At 70.0% G+C, this 23,403-nt stretch carries 27 protein-coding genes and 1 pseudogene; 13 read left to right on the top strand and 15 right to left on the bottom strand.

What is annotated here, in order from left to right:
- Positions 1 to 18: 18 nt before the first annotated feature.
- The gene (typA, locus tag ACIBZJ_RS22160; RefSeq protein ID WP_395932429.1) at positions 19 to 1,911 is read right to left on the bottom strand and encodes a translational GTPase TypA; all 1,893 of its coding nucleotides are present in this window, start codon (positions 1,909 to 1,911) and stop codon (positions 19 to 21) included.
- A gap of 135 nt (positions 1,912 to 2,046) precedes the next feature.
- Here typA and ACIBZJ_RS22155 point away from each other — a divergent pair, with 135 nt between their 5' ends.
- The 6 genes from ACIBZJ_RS22155 (at position 2,047) to ACIBZJ_RS22130 (ending at position 8,180) form a co-directional block, all read left to right on the top strand.
- Positions 2,047 to 2,328 carry a 4a-hydroxytetrahydrobiopterin dehydratase gene (locus ACIBZJ_RS22155; protein ID WP_395932427.1) on the top strand — a complete coding sequence of 94 codons (282 nt, stop codon included), beginning with the start codon at positions 2,047 to 2,049 and terminating at the stop codon, positions 2,326 to 2,328.
- Positions 2,329 to 2,527: 199 nt separating this feature from the next.
- Positions 2,528 to 2,839, top strand: coding sequence for a hypothetical protein (locus tag ACIBZJ_RS22150; RefSeq protein WP_395932425.1), 312 nt, complete (start codon positions 2,528 to 2,530; stop codon positions 2,837 to 2,839).
- Between the two features lie 57 nt (positions 2,840 to 2,896).
- The gene (locus ACIBZJ_RS22145) at positions 2,897 to 3,721 is read left to right on the top strand and encodes a hypothetical protein (protein WP_395932423.1); all 825 of its coding nucleotides are present in this window, start codon (positions 2,897 to 2,899) and stop codon (positions 3,719 to 3,721) included.
- Between the two features lie 7 nt (positions 3,722 to 3,728).
- The gene (locus ACIBZJ_RS22140) at positions 3,729 to 5,768 is read left to right on the top strand and encodes a fumarate reductase/succinate dehydrogenase flavoprotein subunit (RefSeq protein WP_395932421.1); all 2,040 of its coding nucleotides are present in this window, start codon (positions 3,729 to 3,731) and stop codon (positions 5,766 to 5,768) included.
- Positions 5,768 to 6,553: a succinate dehydrogenase/fumarate reductase iron-sulfur subunit gene (locus ACIBZJ_RS22135; RefSeq protein ID WP_395932419.1), complete on the top strand. Its 786-nt coding sequence runs from the start codon at positions 5,768 to 5,770 to the stop codon at positions 6,551 to 6,553. The genes ACIBZJ_RS22140 and ACIBZJ_RS22135 overlap by 1 nt, the downstream gene beginning before the upstream one ends.
- A gap of 178 nt (positions 6,554 to 6,731) precedes the next feature.
- A complete protein-coding gene (locus tag ACIBZJ_RS22130; protein WP_395932417.1) occupies positions 6,732 to 8,180 on the top strand; it encodes a CpaE family protein in 1,449 nt (482 codons plus the stop codon).
- Here ACIBZJ_RS22130 and ACIBZJ_RS22125 read toward each other — a convergent pair.
- Positions 8,168 to 8,623, bottom strand: a complete 456-nt coding sequence (locus tag ACIBZJ_RS22125; RefSeq protein ID WP_395932415.1) for an SRPBCC family protein — start codon at positions 8,621 to 8,623, stop codon at positions 8,168 to 8,170. The genes ACIBZJ_RS22130 and ACIBZJ_RS22125 overlap by 13 nt on opposite strands.
- Before the next feature lie 13 nt (positions 8,624 to 8,636).
- The gene (locus ACIBZJ_RS22120) at positions 8,637 to 9,029 is read right to left on the bottom strand and encodes a (deoxy)nucleoside triphosphate pyrophosphohydrolase (RefSeq protein ID WP_395932413.1); all 393 of its coding nucleotides are present in this window, start codon (positions 9,027 to 9,029) and stop codon (positions 8,637 to 8,639) included.
- A 108-nt stretch (positions 9,030 to 9,137) separates the two neighbouring features.
- Between ACIBZJ_RS22120 and trxA the strand changes: the two genes are divergently transcribed.
- The 4 genes from trxA to ACIBZJ_RS22100 all read left to right on the top strand — a co-directional run bounded on the left by trxA (position 9,138) and on the right by ACIBZJ_RS22100 (position 12,463).
- Positions 9,138 to 9,512, top strand: coding sequence for a thioredoxin (trxA, locus tag ACIBZJ_RS22115; RefSeq protein ID WP_395932411.1), 375 nt, complete (start codon positions 9,138 to 9,140; stop codon positions 9,510 to 9,512).
- Positions 9,513 to 9,662: 150 nt separating this feature from the next.
- Positions 9,663 to 10,943 carry an EAL domain-containing protein gene (locus tag ACIBZJ_RS22110; RefSeq protein ID WP_395932409.1) on the top strand — a complete coding sequence of 427 codons (1,281 nt, stop codon included), beginning with the start codon at positions 9,663 to 9,665 and terminating at the stop codon, positions 10,941 to 10,943.
- 61 nt (positions 10,944 to 11,004) lie between these two features.
- Positions 11,005 to 11,184: a DUF1059 domain-containing protein gene (locus tag ACIBZJ_RS22105; RefSeq protein ID WP_395932407.1), complete on the top strand. Its 180-nt coding sequence runs from the start codon at positions 11,005 to 11,007 to the stop codon at positions 11,182 to 11,184.
- A 73-nt stretch (positions 11,185 to 11,257) separates the two neighbouring features.
- A complete protein-coding gene (locus ACIBZJ_RS22100) occupies positions 11,258 to 12,463 on the top strand; it encodes a low temperature requirement protein A (protein WP_395932405.1) in 1,206 nt (401 codons plus the stop codon).
- 94 nt (positions 12,464 to 12,557) lie between these two features.
- Here the strand turns inward: ACIBZJ_RS22100 and ACIBZJ_RS22095 are convergent, their stop codons facing one another.
- The 9 genes from ACIBZJ_RS22095 to ACIBZJ_RS22055 all read right to left on the bottom strand — a co-directional run bounded on the left by ACIBZJ_RS22095 (position 12,558) and on the right by ACIBZJ_RS22055 (position 17,710).
- Entirely contained in the window at positions 12,558 to 13,064 is a 507-nt protein-coding gene (locus ACIBZJ_RS22095) for a GNAT family N-acetyltransferase (protein ID WP_395932403.1), read from the bottom strand.
- On the bottom strand, positions 13,061 to 13,435 hold the full coding sequence (locus ACIBZJ_RS22090) for a nuclear transport factor 2 family protein (protein ID WP_395932401.1): 375 nt from the start codon (positions 13,433 to 13,435) through the stop codon (positions 13,061 to 13,063). Before ACIBZJ_RS22090 ends, ACIBZJ_RS22095 begins: the two co-directional genes overlap by 4 nt.
- 124 nt (positions 13,436 to 13,559) lie before the next feature.
- Positions 13,560 to 13,934, bottom strand: coding sequence for a YciI family protein (locus ACIBZJ_RS22085; RefSeq protein ID WP_395932399.1), 375 nt, complete (start codon positions 13,932 to 13,934; stop codon positions 13,560 to 13,562).
- Between the two features lie 68 nt (positions 13,935 to 14,002).
- Complete coding sequence (locus tag ACIBZJ_RS22080) at positions 14,003 to 14,380, bottom strand: VOC family protein (RefSeq protein WP_395932397.1); 378 nt, start codon at positions 14,378 to 14,380, stop codon at positions 14,003 to 14,005.
- Between the two features lie 90 nt (positions 14,381 to 14,470).
- On the bottom strand, positions 14,471 to 15,208 hold the full coding sequence (locus tag ACIBZJ_RS22075) for a VOC family protein (RefSeq protein WP_395932395.1): 738 nt from the start codon (positions 15,206 to 15,208) through the stop codon (positions 14,471 to 14,473).
- Between the two features lie 239 nt (positions 15,209 to 15,447).
- Entirely contained in the window at positions 15,448 to 15,579 is a 132-nt protein-coding gene (locus ACIBZJ_RS22070; protein ID WP_395932393.1) for a hypothetical protein, read from the bottom strand.
- 125 nt (positions 15,580 to 15,704) lie between these two features.
- On the bottom strand, positions 15,705 to 15,872 hold the full coding sequence (locus tag ACIBZJ_RS22065) for a hypothetical protein (protein WP_395932391.1): 168 nt from the start codon (positions 15,870 to 15,872) through the stop codon (positions 15,705 to 15,707).
- A 159-nt stretch (positions 15,873 to 16,031) separates the two neighbouring features.
- On the bottom strand, positions 16,032 to 17,111 hold the full coding sequence (ychF, locus tag ACIBZJ_RS22060; protein WP_395932389.1) for a redox-regulated ATPase YchF: 1,080 nt from the start codon (positions 17,109 to 17,111) through the stop codon (positions 16,032 to 16,034).
- Positions 17,112 to 17,122: 11 nt separating this feature from the next.
- The gene (locus tag ACIBZJ_RS22055; RefSeq protein ID WP_395932387.1) at positions 17,123 to 17,710 is read right to left on the bottom strand and encodes an NAD(P)H-dependent oxidoreductase; all 588 of its coding nucleotides are present in this window, start codon (positions 17,708 to 17,710) and stop codon (positions 17,123 to 17,125) included.
- A gap of 87 nt (positions 17,711 to 17,797) precedes the next feature.
- Here ACIBZJ_RS22055 and ACIBZJ_RS22050 point away from each other — a divergent pair, with 87 nt between their 5' ends.
- On the top strand, positions 17,798 to 18,655 hold the full coding sequence (locus tag ACIBZJ_RS22050) for a helix-turn-helix domain-containing protein (protein ID WP_395932385.1): 858 nt from the start codon (positions 17,798 to 17,800) through the stop codon (positions 18,653 to 18,655).
- A gap of 116 nt (positions 18,656 to 18,771) precedes the next feature.
- Here the strand turns inward: ACIBZJ_RS22050 and ACIBZJ_RS22045 are convergent.
- A pseudogene (locus tag ACIBZJ_RS22045) lies at positions 18,772 to 19,026 on the bottom strand (lysostaphin resistance A-like protein); the annotation flags it as partial.
- 571 nt (positions 19,027 to 19,597) lie between these two features.
- Between ACIBZJ_RS22045 and ACIBZJ_RS22040 the strand changes: the two are divergent.
- Both ACIBZJ_RS22040 and ACIBZJ_RS22035 read left to right on the top strand, forming a co-directional pair.
- Entirely contained in the window at positions 19,598 to 21,493 is a 1,896-nt protein-coding gene (locus tag ACIBZJ_RS22040) for a sensor histidine kinase (protein ID WP_395932383.1), read from the top strand.
- A complete protein-coding gene (locus tag ACIBZJ_RS22035) occupies positions 21,490 to 22,203 on the top strand; it encodes a response regulator (RefSeq protein WP_395932381.1) in 714 nt (237 codons plus the stop codon). Before ACIBZJ_RS22040 ends, ACIBZJ_RS22035 begins: the two co-directional genes overlap by 4 nt.
- Here ACIBZJ_RS22035 and ACIBZJ_RS22030 read toward each other — a convergent pair.
- Both ACIBZJ_RS22030 and ACIBZJ_RS22025 read right to left on the bottom strand, forming a co-directional pair.
- On the bottom strand, positions 22,167 to 22,337 hold the full coding sequence (locus ACIBZJ_RS22030; RefSeq protein ID WP_395932379.1) for a hypothetical protein: 171 nt from the start codon (positions 22,335 to 22,337) through the stop codon (positions 22,167 to 22,169). The genes ACIBZJ_RS22035 and ACIBZJ_RS22030 overlap by 37 nt on opposite strands.
- A gap of 105 nt (positions 22,338 to 22,442) precedes the next feature.
- Positions 22,443 to 23,342: an alpha/beta hydrolase gene (locus tag ACIBZJ_RS22025; protein ID WP_395932377.1), complete on the bottom strand. Its 900-nt coding sequence runs from the start codon at positions 23,340 to 23,342 to the stop codon at positions 22,443 to 22,445.
- Between the last annotated feature and the right edge of the window lie 61 nt (positions 23,343 to 23,403).

Genomic DNA, 23,403 nt, shown 5'->3' with positions numbered 1-23,403 from the left:
GTCTCTTCCGCAGAACGATCAGGCGGGCGGGTTGGCCCACTTGCGACGGCCGCGGGTCTTCTCGCGCTCGTGCCCGGAGAGAACTACTTTCCGGATCCGCACGGTCGCCGGAGTGACCTCGATGCACTCGTCCTCACGGCAGAACTCGAGCGCCTGCTCCATCGACATCTGGCGGTGCGGAATCAGCGGCACCAGGATGTCGCCCGAGGACTGGCGCATGTTGGTGAGCTTCTTCTCCTTGGTCGGGTTGACGTCCATGTCGTCCTGCCGGGAGTTCTCACCCACGATCATGCCCTCGTAGACCTCGGTACCCGGACCGACGAACATCACGCCGCGTTCCTGCAGGTTGGCCAGCGCGAAGCCGGTCGTCGGACCGCGCCGATCGGCCACCAGCGACCCGGTCGGACGCGTGCGCAGCTCGCCGTGCCAGGGTTCGTACCGCTCGAACACGTGGTGCAGCAGGCCGGTGCCCCGGGTGTCGGTGAGGAACTCGGTACGGAAACCGATCAGGCCCCGCGCCGGCACCAGGTACTCCATCCGCACCCAGCCGGTGCCGTGGTTGACCATCTGCTCCATCCGGCCCTTGCGCAGGGCCATCAGCTGCGTGACGACCCCGAGGTAGTCCTCCGGGATGTCGATGGTCAGCCGCTCCATCGGCTCGTTCACCTTGCCGTCGATCTCCCGGGTGACGACCTGGGGCTTGCCGACGGTGAGCTCGAAGCCTTCCCGGCGCATGATCTCGACCAGCACCGCGAGCTGCAGTTCGCCTCGGCCCTGGACCTCCCAGGTGTCGGGCCGCTCGGTCGGCAGCACACGAATGCTGACGTTGCCGACGAGTTCGGCGTCGAGCCGGCTCTTCACCAGGCGGGCCGTGAGCTTCTTGCCGCTCTCACCGGCCAGTGGTGACGTGTTGATACCGATCGTCATCGAGATGCTCGGTTCGTCGACCGTGATGACCGGCAGCGGACGGGGGTCGTCCGGGTCGGCCAGCGTCTCGCCGATCGTGATCTCCGGGATACCCGCGATCGCGATGATGTCGCCGGGACCGGCCGACTCGACCGACCGGCGCTCGAGCGCGTCGGTCATCAGCAGCTCGGTGATCTTGACCCGCTCGATCGTGCCGTCGGTGCGGCACCAGGCGGCCTGCTGCCCCTTCTTGATCGTCCCGTTGTGCACCCGGCAGAGCGCGAGACGACCCAGGTACGGCGACGAGTCGAGGTTCGTGACGTGGGCCTGCAGCGGCACGTTCGGGTCGAATCGCGGCGCCGGGATCGTCTCCAGGATCGCGTCGAACAGCGGCTTGAGGTCTTCGGCGTCCGGCAGGCTCGCGTTGGCGGGCCGCTCCAGCGACGCCCGGCCGGCTTTCGCGCTGGCGTAGACGATCGGGAACTCGATCTGGTGCTCGTCGGCGTCCAGATCGAGGAACAGCTCGTAGGCCTCGTCGACGACCTCGGCGATCCGGGAGTCGGGTCGGTCGACCTTGTTGACGACCAGGATCACCGGGAGCTTGGCCTCGAGCGCCTTGCGGAGCACGAACCGGGTCTGCGGCAGCGGACCCTCGCTGGCGTCGACCAGCAGCAGGACGCCGTCGACCATCGACAGGCCGCGCTCGACCTCACCACCGAAGTCGGCGTGGCCGGGGGTGTCGATGATGTTGATCGTGGTCTCGCCGTAACGCACGGCGGTGTTCTTCGCGAGAATCGTGATGCCCTTCTCGCGCTCGAGGTCCATCGAGTCCATGACCCGGTCGTCGACGTCGCCCTGTTCCTTCTGGTGGGCGCTGAACGCACCGGACTGCCAGAGCATGGCGTCGACCAGCGTGGTCTTACCGTGGTCGACGTGGGCGACGATCGCCACGTTGCGCAGATCGTCGCGGCGCGAGAGCACCGTGTCGTCGGAGTGGGCGGGCATGCGAGGTCGCTCCTGTGAGTTTTCGGGTTGCGCCCGCGACTTCTCGACACCGGGCCACCGACCATTCTACGGTGCACGGCGCTTCGTGAACGACGCTGCCGGACGGACTCTCTGCCTTCGGCGCTACCGTTGCTTATGACTCTCAGTGAATCCGAGGTGACGGCGGGGCTGGCCCGGCTCCCGGGCTGGGCCGGCGACACCTCGGCCCTCAGCCGGACCGTCGAGGCGGCCTCGTTCCCGGACGCGATCGCGCTGGTCGACCGGGTAGCGGTCGTCGCCGAGCAGCGGGATCACCATCCCGACATCGACATCCGCTGGCGGACGGTCACGTTCACGCTTTCCACGCACTCGGCCGGCGGAGTCACCGCGAAGGATCTCGAACTCGCGTCCGAGATCGACTCACTCGTCACCGGCTGAACTGATTCCGTAACGTCTCGATTCAGACTTTGCACGATTAAGCCCGTTCCGCGGCGCGCCGGTTACCCGCAAACGCTTCCCGTGTGGGATCGATCACGGCAGACTGCGCGTACGTAGGGTCGACGCGCAACGGAGCGCCGGCGGGCTGACGATGCCCGGCCTCCAGCTCGTGCGTCGAGGCGCCACGGAGGTGGTCACGATGTCGGTGCGTGAAGGCAGTACCGCTGCCTCGACCAGTCTCGATCCGGACCTCGCCCAGGTCCGGCGCTCACTGGTCGAACTCGAACGCGCGGTCGGCCGGCTCCAGGCCCACCACGCCGAGACGCTCGGCGTCCGGCGCCTGGTGAGTGACGTCCGCAGGCTCATCGAAGACCTCGACGAGATCGGCGACCTCCCACCCGCACCCGCCGGCGCGGCGGCCGAAACCCGGCTGCACTACGTCTCCGATACGCCGTATCCACCGGACCTCTGGCGCGATTGCGACGACGAAGGCCTCGGCGGTCACCGGTAGGCCCAGGACGGTCACCGGTAGGTCCAGCACGAAAACTTCACAGGAGCCACCTTCGGCATGAGTGCACCCCCTATTCCCCCGGCCGTCTCCCCCGAAAGCGTTCAGCCCCGGGAACGCGCGAAGATTCGCGTCCGGACGCTGCGCACCGACAGGTGGTGGCTGGCACCCCTTCTGACCGTCCTCGGACTGGTCGCCTGGGTCGCGTACGCGACCGTGCGGGCGTTCATGCAGAAGTGGTATTGGGTCGACGACTACCACTACCTGACGCCGTTCTACTCGCCGTGCGTCTCCAACGGCTGCGTGCCGGAGTCCGCGCACTTCGGGCGGGTGCTGCCAGACGTCTGGTTCATCCCGTTCGCCGCGTTCAGCCTGCCGTTCCTGCTGCTGTTCCGGCTCACCTGCTACTACTACCGGAAGGCCTACTACCGGTCCTTCTGGTTGTCTCCGCCGGCCTGCGCGGTCTCCGAGCCGCACGCGAAGTACACCGGTGAGACCCGGTTCCCGCTGCTCGGCCAGAACGCCCACCGGTACGCGTTCTACGCCGCGTTCCTGATCTCGCTCATCAACACGTGGGACGCGATCCAGTCGTTCCACTCGCCCGGCGGCTTCGGCTTCGGGCTGGGCAACCTGATCCTGGTCGGCAACGTCGTGGCGCTCTGGGCATACACGCTGTCCTGCCACTCCTGCCGGCACATCGTCGGCGGGAAACTCAAGCACTTCTCCAAACACCCGGTCAGGTACCGTGCCTGGACGTTCATCTCCCGGCTCAACGGCCACCACATGGGCTTGGCCTGGACGACGCTGGCGACGCTCGCTCTCACGGACTTCTACGTGATGGCAGTTTCCGCCGGCTGGTTCTCCGATCTGCGATTCGTCGGGTGATTTTTCGATGACTGACATACAGAAGTTCGAATACGACGTGGTGGTGGTCGGTGCCGGTGGCGCCGGGCTGCGCGCGGCGATCGAGGCTCGCCAGCAGGGGCTGCGGACGGCGATCGTCTGCAAGTCGCTGTTCGGCAAGGCCCACACGGTGATGGCCGAGGGCGGTGCCGCGGCCGCGATGGGCAACGTCAACAGCCGCGACAACTGGCAGGTCCACTTCCGCGACACGATGCGCGGCGGCAAGTTCCTCAACCACTGGCGGATGGCCGAGCTGCACGCGCGCGAGGCCCCGGAGCGGATCTGGGAGCTGGAGACCTACGGTGCGCTGTTCGACCGCACCAAGGACGGCAAGATCAGCCAGCGGAACTTCGGTGGCCACGAGTACCCGCGGCTGGCGCACGTCGGCGACCGCACCGGTCTCGAGCTGATCCGCACGCTGCAGCAGAAGATCGTCAGCCTCCAGCAGGACGACCTGCGCGAGCACGGCGACGCCGAGGCGTACCTGCGGGTCTTCCACGAGGTCACGATCACCACGCTGCTCAAAGACGGCGACCGGATCGCCGGGGCGTTCGCCTACGCCCGCGACGACGGCCGCTTCATGCTGTTCGAGGCGCCGGCGATCGTCCTCGCGACCGGTGGCATCGGCAAGTCGTTCCAGGTCACGTCCAACTCCTGGGAGTACACCGGTGACGGGCACGCGCTGGCCCTCCGGGCCGGCGGGACTCTCGTCAACATGGAGTTCGTGCAGTTCCACCCGACCGGGATGGTCTGGCCGCCGTCGGTCAAGGGCATCCTGGTGACGGAGTCGGTTCGCGGCGACGGCGGGGTGCTGACGAACTCCGAGGGCAAGCGGTTCATGTTCGAGTACATCCCGGACGTGTTCAAGGACAAGTACGCGACCACCGAGGAAGAAGCCGACCGCTGGTACGCCGACGCCGACAACAACCGGCGTCCCCCGGAGCTGCTTCCCCGCGACGAGGTCGCGCGGGCGATCAACTCCGAGGTCAAGGCCGGTCGGGGGTCTCCGCACGGCGGCGTCTACCTCGACGTGTCCAAGCGTCTTCCGGCCGAGGAGATCCGGCGCCGGCTCCCGTCGATGTACCACCAGTTCAAGGAGCTGGCCGACGTCGACATCACCGCCGAGCCGATGGAGGTCGGCCCGACCTGTCACTACGTGATGGGTGGCGTCGAGGTCGACCCGGACTCCCAGGCCACGGTCGGCGTCTCCGGGCTGTTCGCGGCCGGCGAGGTGTCGGGCGGCATGCACGGCTCGAACCGCCTCGGTGGTAACTCCCTGTCGGACCTGCTGGTCTTCGGGCGGCGGGCCGGAGCAGGCGCGGCGGCCTACGTCGCCGGTCTGGAGGGACGCCCGGCTGTGCTGCAGGCGGACCTGGACGAAGCGGTCGACTTCGCGCTCGCGCCGCTCTCGCGCGCGGACGGGGAGAACCCGTACCAGGTGCAGTCGGATCTGCAGAAGACCATGCACGAGTTGGTCGGCATCATCCGGAAAGCGCCGGAGATCGAGCAGGCGCTGTCCCGGCTGGTGGAACTGCGGGAGCGGGCCGCGGTGGTCGCCGCGGCCGGCGGACGTACCTACAATCCGGGCTGGCACGTCGCGCTCGACCTGCGGAACCTGCTGGTCGTCGCGGAGTGCGTGGCGCGGGCCGCGCTGATCCGCCAGGAGAGCCGCGGCGGACACACCCGGGACGACTTCCCGGAGATGTCCGCGGAGTGGCGGCGTCGCAACCTCATCTGCTCGCTGAGCAAGGACGAGCCCGGCGTCCACGTGCACGAACAGCCGCTGCCGACGATGCCGGTCGAGCTGCTGAGCCTGTTCGAGCGGTCGGAGCTCTCGAAGTATCTGACCGAGGAGGAGCTGACCGTGCTGGCCTCGGAGCCGGATGCTCCGCCGCCGGTCGTCGCGGCCGCGCGCCATCCGGCCGACGACTCGTCGCGCACCGACTCGTCGCCCGAGACGGTCGCCGACGAGCGGAGCGCGACCGGGGACGCGGTCGGCAGGAGTCACTCCGAGGGAAGCAGGGGCTGATGGGGTACCAGGCGCATTTCCGGGTCTGGCGCGGTGCCGGCCGTCCCGACGAGACGATCACCGCCGAGGAGGCCGACGGCGCGCTGCACGACTACGACGTCGAGGTCAACGAGGGTGAGGTCGTGCTCGACGTCATCCACCGGCTGCAGGCGACCCAGACGCCGGACCTGGCCGTCCGGTGGAACTGCAAGGCCGGCAAGTGCGGGTCGTGCTCGGCCGAGGTCAACGGCAAGCCGCGACTGATGTGCATGACCCGGATGTCGACGTTCTCCGAGGGCGAGACCGTCACCGTGACGCCGATCCGGACGTTCCCGCTGATCCGGGACCTGGTCACGGACGTTTCGTACAACTACGAGAAAGCCCGGGAGCTGTCCGCGTTCGCACCGCCGCCGGGCGTCGCACCGGGTGACTACCGGATGCAGCAGATCGACGTCGAGCGGTCGCAGGAGTTCCGGAAGTGCATCGAGTGCTTCCTGTGCCAGAACACCTGTCACGTGGTGCGTGACCACGACGACAACAAGCCGGCGTTCGCCGGCCCGCGGCTGTTCATCCGGGCGGCCGAGCTCGACATGCACCCGCTGGACTCCAAGGAAGACCGCAAGGAGTTCGCGCAGGCGACGCAGGGCATCGGGTACTGCAACATCACGAAGTGCTGCTCGGAGGTGTGCCCCGAGGGGATCCACATCACCGACAACGCGATCATCCCGATGAAGGAACGGGTGGTCGATCGGAAGTACGACCCGATCACCTGGCTCGGCTCGAAGATCGGTCGGCGCAAGGACTGACGCGTCGACGCCGACGTGGCGGCCCGGGCTGGTACCTGCTACCGGCCCGGGCCGCTCTCGCTGGTGGCTTCGCGCTCCACGATCGGGTCCGAGTACTCGTTGAGCAGCGAATTGGCCATGATTCCGGATCTCGTGGTTAGTCTGAATCCGTACCGTAGAGGACGGAGAGGCCCGAGCCGTGACGAGTTCCCACGACGCGCGCCAGGACTGGCCGGGGACGAGGTTAGGCGCCCCGCCGCAGGTCGACGGCCCCGCGGACGAGACCGCCCAGCCCGACGCGGCGCCCTCTCCGGGGGTGCCGGACGGGGAGGCGGGCGACGCGAACGCGACCGTCGTCGTCGACCCGGCGAGTCTCAGCGTGCCTCTGAACGGCGGGAATCCGCTCACGGCGCAGCCGATTCTCGACACCGCCGGCTATCCCTCGCCGCCGGCCGACCCGAACTACTCCACGCCTCCGGCTTACTCACCCGCACCACCGCCCGAGTACACGCCGCCCGAATACGTGCCGCCCCAGTACGTGCCGCCCCAGTACGTGCCGCCCCAGTACGCACCGGCCCAGTACCCGCCGGCCAACTACGCGCCCCCCGGTTACCCGCCGCAGCCGCCACCCGGCCAACCGGGCGCCATCCCGCCGGCCGCCGCTCCACCCCCGAATCACCAGCCCCCTCAGCTCCCGGTCCCCCACCATCCGGGCGCAAACCCCTCCAAGGTCTTCGGCCCCGACGCCACCCCGGTCCAGGCCGCCTGGACCCCCGACGGCCTGCTCCCGTTGCCGGAGCACGCCGACAACCGTCTCCAGCGCTTCAAGACCAGCATCAACTCCGGCCGCGCCGCCCGCGAGGCCGCCGGCCTGGCCTCCGAGCTGAGCCAGCCGATCGCCAACACCCGGCGCATCGCCGTCCTCGGCATCCGCGGCGGCTCCGGCAAGAGCACGGTCGCTTCGCTCCTGGTCAGCGCGTTCGCCACCCACCGCGGCGACCGGGTGCTCGCCGTCGACGCCGACCCCGACCTGGGCTCGCTCGGCCTGCGTCTCGGCGCCACGTCCCCGACGTCGTTAGCGAACCTCGGCAAGGTCCCCCGCGTCTGGGCGACGCTCGACGAGGCCGAGCGCTGCCTCGGCCGGAGCCAGTCCGGCGCCTGGGTCCTCTCCGGCGAGCGCGGCACGGCCGCCCCCGAGATCGTGCCGCCGAACGCGTACCTCGGCGTCGTCCACGGCATCAGCCGTTACTTCGCGGTCGCGGTCATCGACGCCGGCGCCGGCATGGTGACGCCGCTGAACCAGTCCGTGCTCGCCGACGCCCACTCGATCGTCCTCGCGACCCCGGCCAGCATCGACGGCGTCGTCAGCGCCCGGCGCGCGCTGGAGTGGATCCGCGAGTGGGGCCCGCACCGCCTGCCCCAGACCCTGGTCGCGCTCACCGCGATGTCTCCGCAGGCCGCGTCCATCGACCTGAACCGCACCGCGGAGGCGTTCGCCCCGTTCGGCGTGGTCCCCGCACTACTTCCCTACGACCGCCACCTCGCGACCGGCTCCGCCATCGAACCCTGGCGCCTCGGCGAGCGCACCCGCAACTCCGCCGTCCAGCTGGCCGCGGCCGTCCTGGCCAAGTCCCGTCAGATCCCGTAGCTGCGCACTTCGGCCCGCCGTTTGAGGTGGGTGTTGCGCGCCGTCAGGATGCCCAGCAGTTGCCGCCGCACCGCGATCTCGTCCGCCAGCCGCCCCACGAGCCCGAACGGCGACCGCCACACGACCCGATCCGTCACCAGCGTCCCGGCCCCGGTCGGCGCGAACAGGTGGTCGTGCCGCAGCGACGCGAACGGCCCGCGCACCTGCTCGTCCGAGAACCTCACCGGCGCCTCCATCGAGACCACTCGCGCGTCCAGACCGAGCCTCAGCCCGAAATGACGGGCGCGGAAACACACCAGGTCACCGGCCGAGAGCCGGCCCGAGAGCCGGCCCGGCGCCACCACCCGCTCCCCCGTGTGGGCCAGCGCCGACGTGTGCTCCCGCACGTCCCGGGCCAGATCGAACACCACCTCGACCGGCGCGTGGACGAGCGTCGTCGTCATGAGGACCGGCACCTCAGACGACCTGCAGACGGGTACGCAACTCCGCGATCAGCGGCGCATCGGCAGGCAGCCACGGGACGTCGTCCAGCTCAGAGGCGTCCAACCAGCGAAGCTCAGCGTGCTCGAGGGCGGACGGCTCACCGAGAGCGCGAGCCATCCACACGCGGAGGACTCCACGCCCGAGGGCGAGCGGGATGTCCGGACCGAGGCGACCGCCGAGGGTGACCTCGACGCCGAGCTCCTCACGGCACTCGCGGACCAGCGCGGCTTCGTCGGTCTCACCGGGCTCGACCTTCCCGCCCGGGAACTCCCAACCGCCGGCCAGCCGGTCGGGTTCGGCCCGCTGGGCGGCGAGAACCTGCCCGCGGTCGTTCACGATCGCAGCGCCGACGACGGTAAGAGACACGTCAACAGTGTTCCATCCACGCTGAACCGGGCACCTACAAGCCAGGAAGGTTCTGACCGACGCCTGCGTTGTGCTCATGGACGGGCGGAACAACCGAGGGAGATTTTGATGGCCACGGTGGAACTCACCACCGAGAACTTCAACGAGACGCTGGCTCGCGACGGCATCACGCTCGTGGACTTCTGGGCGTCCTGGTGCGGACCGTGCAAGCAGTTCGCGCCGATCTTCGAGAAGGCCTCCGAGCAGTACGACGACATCGTGTTCGGCAAGGTCGACACGGAGGCCCAGCAGGAGCTCGCGGCGGCGTTCGACATCCGGTCGATCCCGACGCTGATGATCGTCCGCGACCGCGTCGTGCTGTTCGCGCAGCCGGGCGCTCTGCCGGGCGAGGCGCTGGAAGACCTGATCGGTCAGGCGCGGAAGGTCGACATGGACGAGGTACGTCAGCAGGCCGCTGAGGCCGAGCAGACCACCGAGGCCTGATCCGCCCGATTACGCGTCGAACCTGAGAGATCGCGGACCCAAAAGTCCGCATCTCTCAGGTTTTGTCATTTCTGCCGATGGTTAGGCCGGAGTGTCACCACGGGCGACCAAGGTGAGGACGCATGCGAGACGCGGTGGGAAGACGGCCGGATGAGCACTGATCTGGTCACCGGCCTCACCAGCGGGTCGGACTTCGACCCGCTGGATGACGCGTCGTCCTGGTGGGGTGGGCAGAAGAACCGGTCACGGCCGACGATGCCGCCGGATCCGGCCGCGATCCGGCGCCAGCTGGCCTGGCGCCGGGCGATCACCGGCGTGCTCGCCGAACCGGACCAGATCCGGGTGGTGTTCCAGCCGATCGCCGATCTGGCTCGTGGCACGGTCGCGGGCTACGAGACGCTGGCCCGGATCGACGTCCCGGTGCCGGGTATCGGCGACCGCCTCTCTCCCGACCAGTGGTTCGGTGCGGCCGAGGAGAACGGTCTCGGTCCCGCGCTGGAGGGTGTCGTCATCGCCCGGGCGCTGACCCGCCTCGACGACCTGCCCCCGAACGCGTTCCTCACCGTCAACGTCAGCCCGCACCTGCTGGGTACGCCGGAACTCGACGAGGCGTTCGCCAGCGTGCCGGAGCTGTCCCGCGTCGTCGTCGAGCTCACCGAACACGTCGCCTTCGGCGACCTGGAGTCGATCACGACCGAGACCCGCCGTCTGCGTTCCGCCGGTGCACTGATCGCGGTGGACGATGCGGGCAGCGGCTACGCGGGCCTGCAGCAGATTCTGGAGCTCCGTCCGCAGCTGGTGAAGCTCGACCGGGCGCTGGTGGCCGGAGCCGACCGGGATCCGGCCCGGGCCGCGCTGGCCGAGTTGCTCGGGCAGTTCGCCGGCCGCCTGGACGCGTGGCTGCTGGCCGAGGGCATCGAGACCGACGGCGAGCTGGCCACGTTCTGCCGGATGGGCGTTCCGCTCGGCCAGGGTTGGCTGCTGGGCCGTCCGGCCGACGAGATGCGGCCTCTCGCCGACGACGTCCGGGCGCGGGTGCTGGCCGAGACCAGCCGGGTCGCGGTGACCGACGCGATCGCCAGCGTGATGATGAGCAAGGTGACGGTGACCACCGCCGATCGGTGCGACGACACGACCCCGACACCGGCGCAGGCTCCGTCGGACCCGTTGGTCGTCGTCGACCGGTCCGGCTCACCGATCACGATGGTCGCACCGGACCCGCGGGACGGCGTCATGCGGAAGCTGCCGGTGAGTCTGCGGGTGCTGGCCTCGGACGCGGCCGACGACGTGCTCCTGCGCGCGCTGACCCGACCGGCCGAGCACCGGTTCGACCCGGTCGTGTGCACCGACTCCTGGGGACAGGTGATCGGAATCGCGCTGGTCGACGAGCTGACCCGGCACGTCGTCGGGGCGCGGTCCGCGGACCACTAACGTTCCCGCGCCCGCGGTCGATCCTTCAGAGGTCAGCCCCTGCCCCTTGGAGGTCAAGCACATGAAGCACTTCGCCTGCGGTGACGTCGTCAGCGGTTGCACAGCGGTTTTCGTCGGCGACAGCGTCGAGGAAATCCTGGGACTGGTGGCGCACCACGCGCGGCAGGATCACGGGCTGACCGACCTGCCGAGTGAGCTCGTCGCGTCGGTGCGAGGAGCGATCACCACCCAGGCGGCGTAGTCCCGGTCACGAACTCACGGCCTTCCCGGTCGGTACGAATAGGCTGCGAGGCCAGTGCCGACCGGGGAGACCGATGACCGCCACACCGCCGGAAAGAGTCCGCACGACAAGACCGTGGCAGGCCCCGGTCGTCGCCCGCGACCCCAACGAGCCACACCGCGCCTCGACGCCCCTCGAACTGCTCTTCGACCTCTGCTTCGTCGTCGCGATCGCCTCGAACGCGTCCGAGTTGCACCACGCGCTGGTGGAGAAGCACTTCTTTCCGCAGCTCCTCGGCTACCTGATGGTGTTCTTCGCGATCTGGTGGGCGTGGATGAACTTCACCTGGTTCGCGTCGGCCTACGACCCGGACGACGTTCCGCACCGGTTGCTCACGCTGGTCGAGATCGCCGGTGTCCTGGTGCTGGCGGCCGGGATCCCGCAGGCGTTCGAGCACGAGGACTTCGGCGTCGTCACGGTCGGTTACCTGATCATGCGGCTGCCCCAGATCGCGCACTGGTTGCGCGTCGCGGCCGCCTCCTCCGCAGACCGGGCCACCGCGCTGCGCTACGCCGCCGGCCTCGCGCTGGTGCAGGTCTGCTGGGTGCTCCGTCTCCTGCTGCCGGACGACTGGGGCTTCGTCGCGTTCTTCGTCCTGGTCGTGGCCGAGATCGCGGTGCCGATCTGGGCCGAGCGGACCGGCGTCACGACCTGGCACCCCGGTCACATCGCCGAGCGGTACGGGCTGTTCACGCTGCTGGTGCTCGGTGAGGGCGTCCTCGGTGCGACCGTGACCATTCAGGCCGCGGTGGCGGAAGGCATCTCGGCCGGTCTGCTCGCGGTCGCGCTGGCCGGGCTCCTGGTGATCTTCGGGCTGTGGTGGTCGTACTTCAAGCGCCCGGCCGAGGAGGGCCTGCGCGGGACGTCCCGGGTGTCGTTCCTGTGGGGCTACGCGCACTACGCGGTGTTCGTGGCGCTCGCCGCGGTGGGCGCCGGGATCGAGGTCGTGGCCGAGACCGCCTTGCACGAGACCCATCTGAGCGCCGCGGGAGCCGCGTTCTCGCTGGCCGTTCCGGTGGCGGTCGCGCTGGTCACGATGGGTGCGCTGCAGACCGGGCTGGATTCGGAGCGGTCCTATCTGGTCCGGTTCGGGACCGCCGCGGTGCTGGCGCTGGCCGCGGCGGCCACGACCTGGGCCGGTGTCCCGCTGGCGATCGCCGCGCTGTTGATCGCGGCCGCGGTGTGCGCGCTGATCGTCGTCGACCTGATCGACGCGCAGCGGCAGACGCCGGCGCGCTAGGCGCGGACCGTTCCTGCGAGTCTCGCGGCGACCGCGCCGCCCCGCCGCGGTTCGCTTCCGCAGGCAGGCGCGCGGCGGAGCGTCCGAAGAGAAGTCAGTGGTTTTCCCGGACGAACAGGAGCGAGTCACGCCAGCGGCCACGCACGAGCAGGTGGTCGGGAAGCCGTTCGACCGACCGGAAGCCGACCTTGGCGAGCACCCGCGCGGACGCCAGGTTCTCCGGGTCGCAGGTCGCTTCGAGCCGGTGCAGGCCGAGCGGGCCGAAGGCGTGCCCGATCAGCAGCGTGGCCGCCTCGGTCGCGTAGCCCTGGCCCCACCAGCGGCGGGCCAGCGTGTAGCCGATTTCGCCGTGGTCGCTGAGGACGCGGAGCTCGGCCGCGCCGATCAGGTCGCCCCGGTCGCGGACGACGACCGCGAACGGATGGACCGACGGCGGCGGGTCGACGACCGATTCGATGAACGCGGCGGTGTCGGCGATGGTGTTCGGACCCCAGTCGGTGTAGCGGGTCACCTCGGGATCGGCCGCGTACCGGTGCACGGCCGATTCGTCGGTGAGCCGGAACGGACGCAGCAGCAGTCTCGGTCCGGCGAGTTCGGTCATGGCGTGAGCACGAAATAATCGCGGAGGTGGGTGATCTCGCCGTCCGCGCTCCGGACGATGTGGACGAGCGACATCGGGGCGTCGTCGACCACGGCGTCGGTCTCGGCGATGAAGACGGCCGGGTCTTCGGTGCGGTGCGGGACGTAGCGGACGTCGGTGGGGGTACCGGAGGTGTTTCCGCGGGCGTGCAGCTCGGTGAAGAACGTCCGAATCTCCTCCCGGCCCTGGACTCGGCGCGGGTAGACGCCGCCGGGCGCGGCGAAGGGCACCTCGTAGAGGCCGTCGGCCGCGAACAGGCTCGATTGGAGCTCGGCGTTCTTCGTCAGGCCGGCGTAGATGTAGCGCTCGAAGAGCTCCTGCGAAGTAGGCACGTTTCGAGGTTACGGAGAGTTCGGTTCGGGCGGATCGACGTGGACGGATTGTTGACGAACCTGCTGACAAGGGCCGCCGTGGTGCGAAACGATAAAAACGTGCGCGTCGGTTTTCCGGGGACTTTCAGGTCAGCGGACGTATTTCGATGCCGCTGAACCGAGCGTCCGGGATGGTGGCGACGATCTCGGTGGCGCGCTCCGCAGTGGCGCAGTCGAGGATCACGTAGCCGGCCAACTGTTCCTTGGCCTCGGCGTAGGGGCCGTCGGTGACCAGCTTCTTCTTGCCGCGGACGCGGACCGTGCGGGCTCGGGACGGGGCGGCGAGCATCTCGCCACCGAGGAGCTCGCCGGAGTCGACGAGTTCTTTCCGGAGCGCCTCCGCGCGCTGTCGGATCGCGTCCCGCTCGTCGGGCGGGAGGGCGAGGAACGCCGGGTCGTTGAGGTACATCGGATGTGCCCAGGTGACCGGGTTCGCGTAGATCAAGACGAGGTACTTCAAGAGGTTTGCTCCTGCGTTTGCCTTCTGGAGTTGGTCGGCGGGGCCGGAGCCCCGCCGATGGGGGGGCGTCAGAGGGGCGGGCCGGCGACGCCGATCACGTTGCCCTCCGGGTCGGCGAAGTGGCCGACGGCGATCGGACCGCCCTGCGCGGGTTCCGGCCCCATCACGCGCTTCCCCCCGAGCCGCTCGGCGGCTCGCAACGCGTCTTCGACGTCGGGCACCCCGACGTAGAACACCACGTGCGGGCTGAAACCGGGACCGCCGCCGACGCCGCCGTTGACCGTGCCTTCGCCGCCGTTGATGAACCCGTACCGGCCCGGATCGGAGACCACGCCCGTCGACGCGTCGCCGACGTCGAACTGCCAGCCGAACAGCTCGCCGTAGAACGTGCGCAACGCCGCCGGGTCTTTCCCGATGACCTCGAAGTGCACCACCGCTCGTGCCATGCTTCGCCTCCTCGGTTACGCCGTGCCTCAGGTCAGCACGGCCCTACGACAGAAGTCGGAGGCCCGGGCCGCAGTTCGACGTTTTGCCGATCAGCGTGGCGACAGCACGCAGAAGTCGTTTCCTTCCGGGTCGGCCATGACCTTCCACGAGACCTCGCCCTGGCCGATGTCGGCGTCGGTCGCGCCCAGACCCCGCAGCCGGGCCACTTCCAGGTCCTGATCGTCATCGCCGTAGGGCGCCACGTCGAGGTGGACGCGGCTCCACCAGGTCCGCGGTTCCGGCGTGCGGAGGAGCTCCAGGTAGGGGCCGACGCCCGCGGACGAGCGCAACGACGCGTGGTCGTCGTTCACCTCGTGCACGGTCCAGTCCGTCGCCTCGCCCCAGAAGCGGGCCATCACCCGCGGATCCGCGCAGTCGACCACGACCGCGGCGATCGGCCCGGTGTCCCGGTAGATCTCCCGGGGTTCCAACACGCAGAACACGTTGCCCTCGGGGTCGGCCAGGACCGTCCACGGGACGTCGACCTGGCCCACGTCGGCGGGCGTCGCGCCGAGGTCGGTGAGGCGGGAGACCAACTCCGCGTGATGGGCCGGGGAGCTGCTGGCGAGGTCGAGGTGCACCCGGTATTCGACCGTTTCGGGGTCCGGGACCGTGACGACGTCGACGCACACGGCGGAGGGGTCCGGCCAGACGAATCCGCGGGGTTCCACGTTGGTCACTCCCGGGGCCTCGCTGGAGACGCCCCAGCCGAGAGCATCGGCCCAGAACCGGCCGAGCGCCGTGTCGTCGCGAGCCTTGAAGTTGACCTGGACCAGTCGGAGCGCCATGCCCGCGATCGTAGGCGGGCCCATCTCGCGGCGAGGCCAGGTTGCCGGTGCGGTGGGGCACGGGTGAGTCGGCCCGTGCACCTTCGAAGCGCCCGACCCGACCCGAACGGCGGCGGCGACCGTAGCGGCCCAGCGCGCTTCGGGCCGTGGCAGTCGCACGCGAGGTCGCCCGATGACGATCGGGACGCACCGAGGCCCGGACCGCGCTGGGCGGTCCGGGCCTCGGTTGAAGGCTGGTGTCAGCTGCAGTAGCTGTAGTCCCAGCAGTCGTTGTAGTGGCGCTTCTTGTGGTGGCGACGACGCGGCCGGCAGTCGTAGTCGTAGTTGTCGTTGCAGTCGTACGAGTAGTCGTAGTCGTAGCAGCCGCTCATGTCGTCCAGCCTCCGAAGATCGATGTCGGGGTGTGTTCCCCGTGTGCTCCTAGCGTGGCGGGGAACCACGGTGGGCTCGATCGGCTGCGCGACGGCCGCTGCGTTCGCTTGCGAACACTCGGAAGTCAGCCATCGTCGTCGGGCGGGACATTGAGGCGCTCGAGTTTGGCCTTGTTCCTGGCGTCCATGCCGTGACGGCGGCGCGCTGCCCGGAACGCCCGCTCCACCGCCTTGCGCTCGAGCCTGGCCCGGCGCTCAGCCGTGATCTGGTCGAGCCAAGACTCAGTCTGCACGGCACACCCCGCCATCGACGAGCGGTTCGGTCGCGACGACCGTAACGACTCGGCCCCGGCCCAGGTAAGGCACCGACGGCGCGCTGTGGAAACTGCTCCCCGCCGCACCGAACGATCACGCCCCCGGGCGCGGCCCGGTGAACCCGGGTGGTCAACGCGCTACACGTTGAAGCGGAACTCCACGACGTCGCCGTCCTGCATGACGTACTCCTTGCCCTCCATGCGGACCCGCCCCTTCGAGCGCGCCTCCTGCATCGACCCGGCCGCCATCAGGTCGTCGAACGACACGACCTCGGCCTTGATGAAACCGCGCTGGAAGTCCGAGTGGATCACGCCCGCGGCTTCGGGCGCGGTCGCGCCGATCGGGATCGTCCAGGCGCGGGCTTCTTTCGGGCCGGCCGTGAGGTAGGTCTGCAGGCCGAGCGTCCGGAAGCCCACCCGGATCAGCTGGTTCAGACCGGGCTCGGCCTGACCGACCGACTCCAGCAGTTCGCGCGCCTCGTCGTCGGGCAGGTCGATCAGCTCGGACTCGATCTTCGCGTCGAGGAACACCGCCTCGGCCGGCGCGACCAGGGCCCGCAACTCGTCCAGGAAGGCGGAGTTCCCCAGCTCGTCCTCGTCGACGTTGAACACGTACAGGAACGGCTTCGTCGTCAGCAGGGACAACTCGCGGAGCGCCCCCACATCGACGGACGCACCCCCCGCGTACAGCGTGGTCCCGGAGTCCAGCAGCGCCGACGCCGCCCGGGCCGCCTCCAGCACCGGCACCCGGTCCTTCTTCATCCGGGCTTCCTTCTCCAGCCGCGGAATCGCCTTCTCCAGCGTCTGCAGGTCGGCCAGGATCAGCTCGGTGTTGATCGTCTCCATGTCGTCGGCCGGGCTCACCTTGCCGTCGACGTGGACGACGTTGGGGTCGCTGAACGCCCGGATGACCTGGCAGATCGCGCTCGCCTCGCGGATGTTCGCGAGGAACGCGTTACCCCGGCCCTGGCCGGTGGAAGCGCCGCGCACCAGGCCGGCGATGTCCACGAAACTCACCGCCGCCGGGACGATCTTCTGCGAATCGAAGATCTTGGCCAGTGCCCCGAGACGCTCGTCAGGCACCCCGACCACACCGACGTTCGGCTCGATCGTCGCGAACGGGTAGTTCGCGGCAAGCACGTCGTTCTTGGTCAAAGCATTGAAGAGCGTCGACTTCCCGACATTCGGCAGACCGACGATACCCAGCGTAAGGCTCACGTCGACCAAGGTTACGCGGCGCCCGCCTCGTACGGTCGCACCGCCCGGGCCTCGGCCAAAGCCTGGGCCCACCACGCCAGGTGGTCGAGCAAAACCTTCGCGGCGGCGTTCGGCCCCGTGGCGTCGATCAAAAGACCGTCAGCACCGAACTTCTCCCAGTGGCGGTCGAAGCTGACCGTCTCCCTCACGGTCGCCGCATGGAGCTCGGCGAAGACGAGCCTCAGCTGTTCGACGGAGCGCAACCCACCGCCGTGGCCGCCGTAGGAGACGAACCCGATCGGCTTGGCCTGCCACTGGGTGAAGTGCCAGTCGATCAGGTGCTTGAGCGACGCCGGGAAGCTGTGGTTGTACTCCGGGGTGACGACGACGAACGCGTCCGCCGCATCCAGCCGGGCCGCCAGCGCCCGCATCTCGGCCGGGCGGCCGGTCACGTCGCGCAGCGCCATCGCGTTCGACGGCAGGGCCGACGGGAGAGAGATCTCGGCGAGGTCCAGCACGTCGAGGTCGAAATGCTCCCCGGCCTGCGCGGCGAACCACGAGGCTACCGACGGCCCGAACCGGCCCTCACGAACGCTGCCCACGATGATCACGAGTTTCATGCCGTTGAGCCTGGGGCGACGACGCCCGCACAGGAACACCCTCGCAGGGCGACGATAAAGACCGGCCCCGCTACTAGCCTCGACGACGTGAGCGATCTCGGTGAGTTCCTCCGCGCCCGGCGCGAGGCCCTGTCGCCGGCCGCCGTCGGGCTTCCGGCCGGTTCGCGCCGTCGCACGCCGGGCCTGCGGCGCGGCGAGCTGGCCACGCTGGCCGGCGTCAGCGTCGAGTACCTCGCCCGCCTGGAGCAGGGCCGCGACCGGCATCCGTCCGCGCAGGTACTGGCCGCGCTGGCCGACGCATTGCAGCTGTCGGTGGCCGACCGGCTGGACCTGCGGTCGCTGGTCAAGGCCGCCGACGGGATCGGCTGTCTGGTCGTCGAGCCGCCGGAGACGGGGGTGCGGCCGAGCATCCGCCTGCTGCTCGAGCGCCTCGAGCCCGCGCCCGCCGTCGTGGTCAACCGGCTGACCGACGTCCTCGCCTGCACCGACGGCTTCCGCCTGTTGATGGAGCCCCTCGGCCTGTTCGACCACCACAACCTCGCGCGCTTCGTGCTCACCGATCCGCGAGCCCGGAAGGCCTACCGGAACTGGCCCGGCGCCGTGGTCGGCGACCTCCGGGCGACCGACCCGTTCGTCGCCGCCCTGCTGGCCGAGCTGGGTGCCCCGCCGACCGGTCGGCACCGGCGTGACCTCGAGCAACTGCACCATCCGGACGTCGGTGAGCTGCGGTTGAAACGTGAGGCCCTGGCCGTGGCCGACACCGCCGACCTGCGGATCGTCGTCTACCTGCCGCACGACGAGGAGACGTCTTCGCGGCTCGACAAGCTGGTCAAGACGGGCCCCCACGCCATCGGGACGACTCGCCTGGACACGTCGGCCAGCGGCGTCCGGGCCGACGTCTCGAGCCGGAACCGCCGGGCCAGCAGGCGGACGACCAGCCCGTAGGCGAGCACGAACGCGATGTCCACGACGGCGAGCTGCCATCCGGCGTCCGCTGCGGTCTCGTCGCCGGCCAAGCCGCCGACGGCGCTGGCCGAGAGCGCGAACGCGACCACGTTGTTGACGACGTGCAGCGCGATGCCGGCCTCCAGACCGCCGGTGCGGATCGCGAGCCAGCCGACGACACCGGCGAACACGATCAGGTCGGCGAACCCCCACGGGGTTCCGATGCCGTGCAGCAGCGCGAAGACCACCGACTGGACGCCGATCGCGAACCAGGGGGAGCGCATGAACGCCCCGATCGACTGCAGAATCCAGCCTCGGCACAGGTATTCCTCGGCCGCGGCCTGCACCGGCACCAGCGCGACGACGACCATCAGCGCCGGTCCGAACGTGGCCCAGCCCGCGAACCGGTAGTCGGGCCCCGAGTCGACGCCGGTCAGCGCCCCGAGGACCGTCGCGGCGCCGAACGAGAGCACGGTGGCGGCGAGCGCGACCAGCCCGCAGCCGAGCATCCAGCGCACCCGCAGCCGGCCCCGGACCGAGGAGAGCGTGCCCGGTCTGCGGCCCTGCGTCCACCACGCCAGCAGCAGGATCAACGGCAGCGCGACGGCGATCGAGCCCAGGCTGAACGCCAGGTCGGGGATGGGGCTGAGGTCGTCGAGGTCGGTGCTCCCGGTCGCGACGACCGGGATCAACAAACCGACGAAGATGACCGGGACGTAGGTGACGGGAAAGAGGAGCAACCCGAGGAGCGTCTTCCACCATCGGTTGGTCGCCGTGGCGGCGAGGCGGTGGTACGGGGTCTGCGGAGCGGTGTAGATCAGCATGTACTCAGCGTCGGGTCGCGCAAGGCCGATCTCGTCGGCTGTGGGCAGGAAAGCGATCTCTACCCAGGGATAGAGAGCCGACAGTCCGGTTCGATCGGAACCTCTAGTCTTTGTGCCGATGAACGCCGTCCGGAACTGGTTGCTGCCGTTGGCGCTGGCCGCTGCGCAGTTGCTGTACTGGCCACGCGACCTCGTTCCGCAGCCGTCCGAATACCTGGCCGTGATCGCCATTCTCCTCGTCACGGCCGGGCTGGGCCGGCGGCGACGACGTCCGCTGGTCGCGCTGGCTTGCACGATGGCCGGCATCTCGATCGGGGTGCTGTCGACGCCGGACGACGCGCTGGTATGGCTGCAGGTCACCGACATGATCGCGCTGTACTCGGTGGTCGCGCGGTCACCGCGGAGCGTTTGGCCGGCCGCGCTCGGTGTGCTGAGCGTCTGGCAGCTGGTGTTCGGGGCGATCGAGTACGGCTTCACCGCCGAGTACGCGGCCGAGTCGGGGCTGACGTTGCTCGTGTACGTGCTGGTAGCCGGCGGTGGGGTGGCGCGGAAGCAATGGCTGGACGGTCGGGAGGCCGCGGCCGTGGCGTTACGCCGGGCCGAGAACGCCCGCGCCGAGGCTCAGGACGGTGAGCGTCATCGGCTCTCGGCCGAGCTGCACGACGTCAGCGCGCACCACCTCACCTCGATCGTCGTCACGATGAACGCGGCCGGCCGGGTGGCGCGCCCGGAGCTGGTGGCCGAGAGTTTGCAGTTCGCCGCCGACACCGGGCGCAACGCCCAGGCCGAGCTGCGCCGGTTGCTCTCGGACGCGGCCGGGCCGGAGGAGATTCCGCTGGCCCTGCGGCTGGCCGAGCTGGCCGATGCGTTCGTCCGGCTGGGGCAGCGGGTCACTGTCGATCTCGGTCCGGTGGTGACGCTCCCGCCGGCGGTGGCTGAGCTCACGCACGCGATCGTCCGCGAGGCGCTGACCAACACGGTGCGCTACGCACCCGGGTCCACGGTCGGTGTCCGTCTTTCTCTGGACGCCGACCAGCTGCGCGTCGTGGTGCGGAACGGCCAGGGTTCGGGGGTCTCGTCGGCCGGCCGGTTGGGGTCGGGGCGTGGTCTGGCGGGCCTGCGGCGGCGGGTGCAGTTGCTCGGCGGAACGTTGTCGGCCGGTCCGGGTGACGCGGACGACTGGCGGGTGGAGGCGACGATGCTGACCACCGCCAGGAGCACCGGGGGGCGGCGCGCCGGGCTGATCGACGTCGGGGTGGTGGCGTTGGCTCTCGGGCTACCGGTCGGCGCCGCGCTTCTCCCCGACCCGTCGCCGCCGCTCGACGTCCGGTCCTGGCTCTGGCTGGCGCTGGTCGTTCCGTTGCACTCGCTTCCCCTGCTGTACCGGCGCCGGGCGCCCTGGTTGGTGTGGGCGGCGGTGTTCGCGACCGCCGCGCTGTGGCCGGCCTGGCTGCTCAGCGAATGGATGCCGCCGTCGGAGCGAATGCAGTACGTGGCGATGTTCGCGGCCGGTGCGGACGCCGTGGCGATCTATGCGGTGGGCGCGGACGCCCGGCGCAAGTGGGTGAGCCTGCTGGTGGTGCCGGCGTCCGGTGCGGTGCTGGGGGCCGTCTTCACGGTGGCCACGTCCGTCTATCAGTGGGAGACGGAATCCAGTTGGTACCTCTCCGTGCTGATGTTCGGGGTCTTCGGGGCCTGTTTCGGGTTGTCGGCCTTGTTCCTGTGGGCGGTCGGCTTCCTCGTGCGGTTACGGCGCGACCAGATCGTCCGGATGGAAGACGGTGCGGTGACGGCCGCGGTGGCCGCGGCCGAGGCGGAAGCCAGGGCCGAGCGGGCGCGGCTGGTGGCGGGTCTGCGAGATCAGGTGTTGCAGCAGACCGATCGGGTCGTGGCCGCGGCCGAGCAGGGCGATCCGGAGGCGGTACTGACGGCGGCCCGGGCGGCGTTGGCGGCGATGCGTGAGCTGCTCACCGCGCTGGAGCCTCCGGCGCCGTCGCTGGCGGCGTCCGCATGATCCGGGTCGTCGTCGTGGAGGATCAGCCGGTGCTGCGCGCCGGTTTCTCGGCGATCGTGAACGCGGAGCCCGACCTGACCGTCGTCGGCGAAGCCGGAGACGGCGCGGCCGCGGTGGAACTGGTCGGCCTGCTGATGCCGGACGTCGTGCTGATGGACATCCGGATGCCGGGCATGGACGGGCTGACCGCCACGCAGTTGCTGACCGAGCGGGCCGATCCACCGGCGGTCGTCGTGCTGACCACGTTCGACCTGGACGCGTACGTGTACGAGGCCCTGCGGGCAGGCGCGTCCGGCTACCTGCTGAAAGACGCCGAGCCCGACGAGTTGCTGGCCGCGATCAGGGTGGTCGCCACCGGCGAGGCGATGCTGGCGCCGCCGATCACGCGGCGGCTGATCGCGACGTTCGCGGCCGGCGGTCCCCCGCCCGGCCCGGACGCGGAGCGGGCGCTCGCGGAGCTGACCGCGCGGGAGCGGGAGGTGTTCGGGCTGCTGGCGTCCGGGCTGTCGAACGCGGAGCTGGCCGAGCATCTCGGAGTCGGCGTCGGAACCGTGAAGACGCACGTCAATGCCCTGCTGGCGAAGCTGGGGGTGCGTGACCGGGTGCAGGCGACGATCCTCGCGTACGACCTCGGGGTGGTGCGCGCGAAGGCCGGTGCCGCGAAACTGCTGGGTCAGCGCGGCGACGGCGGGTCGGCGGGCGGGTCGTAGCGGCGCAGGCGGCGCTTGACCGCGGCGACGTACCGGCGGCGACGTCGTTCCTTCGCCCAGTCGGCCGCACGGGTCAGGATCTGGGTGACCCGGGGAGCCGGGAGCTGGGCCGGTCGTGAGCTGGCAAGTGTCATGACCTCGGACCACCTCCCGGGTGAGCGTTTCGTCTCCCGTTATTGTGCCGCCGATGACAAGACATTGCTGTCAGCTATCTGGCGGACAAAATTCACAGGTCGTGGTCACAAATGGGAGGAAAAGAACTCCGCCGCGCGGGTGACCGCGGGATCGACGTACTCGGGACGGTCGTAAAGGTCGATGTGGTTCGTGGTGTCGAGCCAGAGGATCTCGGCCGGGCCCTTCGCACGTTCGAAGACGGTCCGGGCGCCCTCGGGTGAGCAGAACGCGTCGGTCGTGCCGTGGACGACCAGCAGCGGGGTGGGGCCGAGGAAGTCCGCGCCGACGGCCAGGTCGACCGTGATCAGCTCGCGGACGCTGAGGCGCGTGAGCCGGTTGACCCAGCCGGGGCTGGCTGAGCGTTCGGTGCCGTAGTAGGCGAACGGTTCGGCGCCTGCCATCACGGCGGGCACGTCTTCGTCGTCGGAGACCGCGGCGAGGTACTCGATCCGGCCGGTGCTGTACTGCGTCTGCGCGGATTCGGCGAAGCCGGCCAGCTGCGCGCGGTAGGCGTCGGCGCCCATCGCGGCCCGCATCGCGGCCGGGTCGTTGTAACCACCGGCGATGCAGGCCACGGCCTTGACCCGCGGGTCGAACGCCGCGAACCGGAGCGCGTAGCCACCGCCGAGACAGACGCCGACGGCGCCGATTCGCGCCTGATCGACGGCGGGGTGGATCGCCAGCGCGCTGACCGCGTCGCGGAGGTCGGCCAGCTTGCCCGCGGAGTCCTCGTGCTGGCGGGGTTCGCCGTCGCTGGCGCCGAAGTTGCGGTGGTCGAAGGTGAGGGTGACGAACCCTTTGCCGGTGAGGCGCTCGGCGTAGCCGCCGACGACCTGTTCCTTGACGCCGGAGAGCGGGCCCGTGAACACGAGCGCGGGCCAGGCGCCTTCCGGTGGGGTGCCGTCCGGAACCCGGAGGGTGCCGTCGAGTGCCAGGCCATCGCTGTGGAACGGGAACGGCGTCATGGCGCACAGTGTGGCAGGGCGGTTATGCACAGGTCCGATTCCCGCCAGCCGGGGTGGGGTG

The organism is Cryptosporangium sp. NPDC051539 (genome assembly GCF_044454545.1).
Taxonomy (GTDB): domain Bacteria; phylum Actinomycetota; class Actinomycetes; order Mycobacteriales; family Cryptosporangiaceae; genus Cryptosporangium.
Note: the sequence above shows the minus strand (reverse complement) of the source record. Positions and strands in the feature narration are given on the sequence as shown.

Coding starts and splice junctions, on each gene's coding strand:
- ACIBZJ_RS22140 (WP_395932421.1), top strand. CDS start 3,729: ATGACTGACATACAGAAGTTCGAATACGACGTGGTGGTGGTCGGTGCC.
- ACIBZJ_RS22035 (WP_395932381.1), top strand. CDS start 21,490: ATGATCCGGGTCGTCGTCGTGGAGGATCAGCCGGTGCTGCGCGCCGGT.
- ACIBZJ_RS22145 (WP_395932423.1), top strand. CDS start 2,897: ATGAGTGCACCCCCTATTCCCCCGGCCGTCTCCCCCGAAAGCGTTCAG.
- ACIBZJ_RS22075 (WP_395932395.1), bottom strand. CDS start 15,208: ATGGCGCTCCGACTGGTCCAGGTCAACTTCAAGGCTCGCGACGACACG.
- ACIBZJ_RS22105 (WP_395932407.1), top strand. CDS start 11,005: ATGAAGCACTTCGCCTGCGGTGACGTCGTCAGCGGTTGCACAGCGGTT.
- ACIBZJ_RS22070 (WP_395932393.1), bottom strand. CDS start 15,579: ATGAGCGGCTGCTACGACTACGACTACTCGTACGACTGCAACGACAAC.
- ACIBZJ_RS22095 (WP_395932403.1), bottom strand. CDS start 13,064: ATGACCGAACTCGCCGGACCGAGACTGCTGCTGCGTCCGTTCCGGCTC.
- ACIBZJ_RS22150 (WP_395932425.1), top strand. CDS start 2,528: ATGTCGGTGCGTGAAGGCAGTACCGCTGCCTCGACCAGTCTCGATCCG.
- ACIBZJ_RS22025 (WP_395932377.1), bottom strand. CDS start 23,342: ATGACGCCGTTCCCGTTCCACAGCGATGGCCTGGCACTCGACGGCACC.
- ACIBZJ_RS22030 (WP_395932379.1), bottom strand. CDS start 22,337: ATGACACTTGCCAGCTCACGACCGGCCCAGCTCCCGGCTCCCCGGGTC.
- trxA (WP_395932411.1), top strand. CDS start 9,138: ATGGCCACGGTGGAACTCACCACCGAGAACTTCAACGAGACGCTGGCT.
- ACIBZJ_RS22080 (WP_395932397.1), bottom strand. CDS start 14,380: ATGGCACGAGCGGTGGTGCACTTCGAGGTCATCGGGAAAGACCCGGCG.
- ACIBZJ_RS22135 (WP_395932419.1), top strand. CDS start 5,768: ATGGGGTACCAGGCGCATTTCCGGGTCTGGCGCGGTGCCGGCCGTCCC.
- ACIBZJ_RS22125 (WP_395932415.1), bottom strand. CDS start 8,623: ATGACGACGACGCTCGTCCACGCGCCGGTCGAGGTGGTGTTCGATCTG.
- ACIBZJ_RS22040 (WP_395932383.1), top strand. CDS start 19,598: ATGAACGCCGTCCGGAACTGGTTGCTGCCGTTGGCGCTGGCCGCTGCG.
- ACIBZJ_RS22100 (WP_395932405.1), top strand. CDS start 11,258: ATGACCGCCACACCGCCGGAAAGAGTCCGCACGACAAGACCGTGGCAG.
- ACIBZJ_RS22055 (WP_395932387.1), bottom strand. CDS start 17,710: ATGAAACTCGTGATCATCGTGGGCAGCGTTCGTGAGGGCCGGTTCGGG.
- ACIBZJ_RS22110 (WP_395932409.1), top strand. CDS start 9,663: ATGAGCACTGATCTGGTCACCGGCCTCACCAGCGGGTCGGACTTCGAC.
- ACIBZJ_RS22155 (WP_395932427.1), top strand. CDS start 2,047: ATGACTCTCAGTGAATCCGAGGTGACGGCGGGGCTGGCCCGGCTCCCG.
- typA (WP_395932429.1), bottom strand. CDS start 1,911: ATGCCCGCCCACTCCGACGACACGGTGCTCTCGCGCCGCGACGATCTG.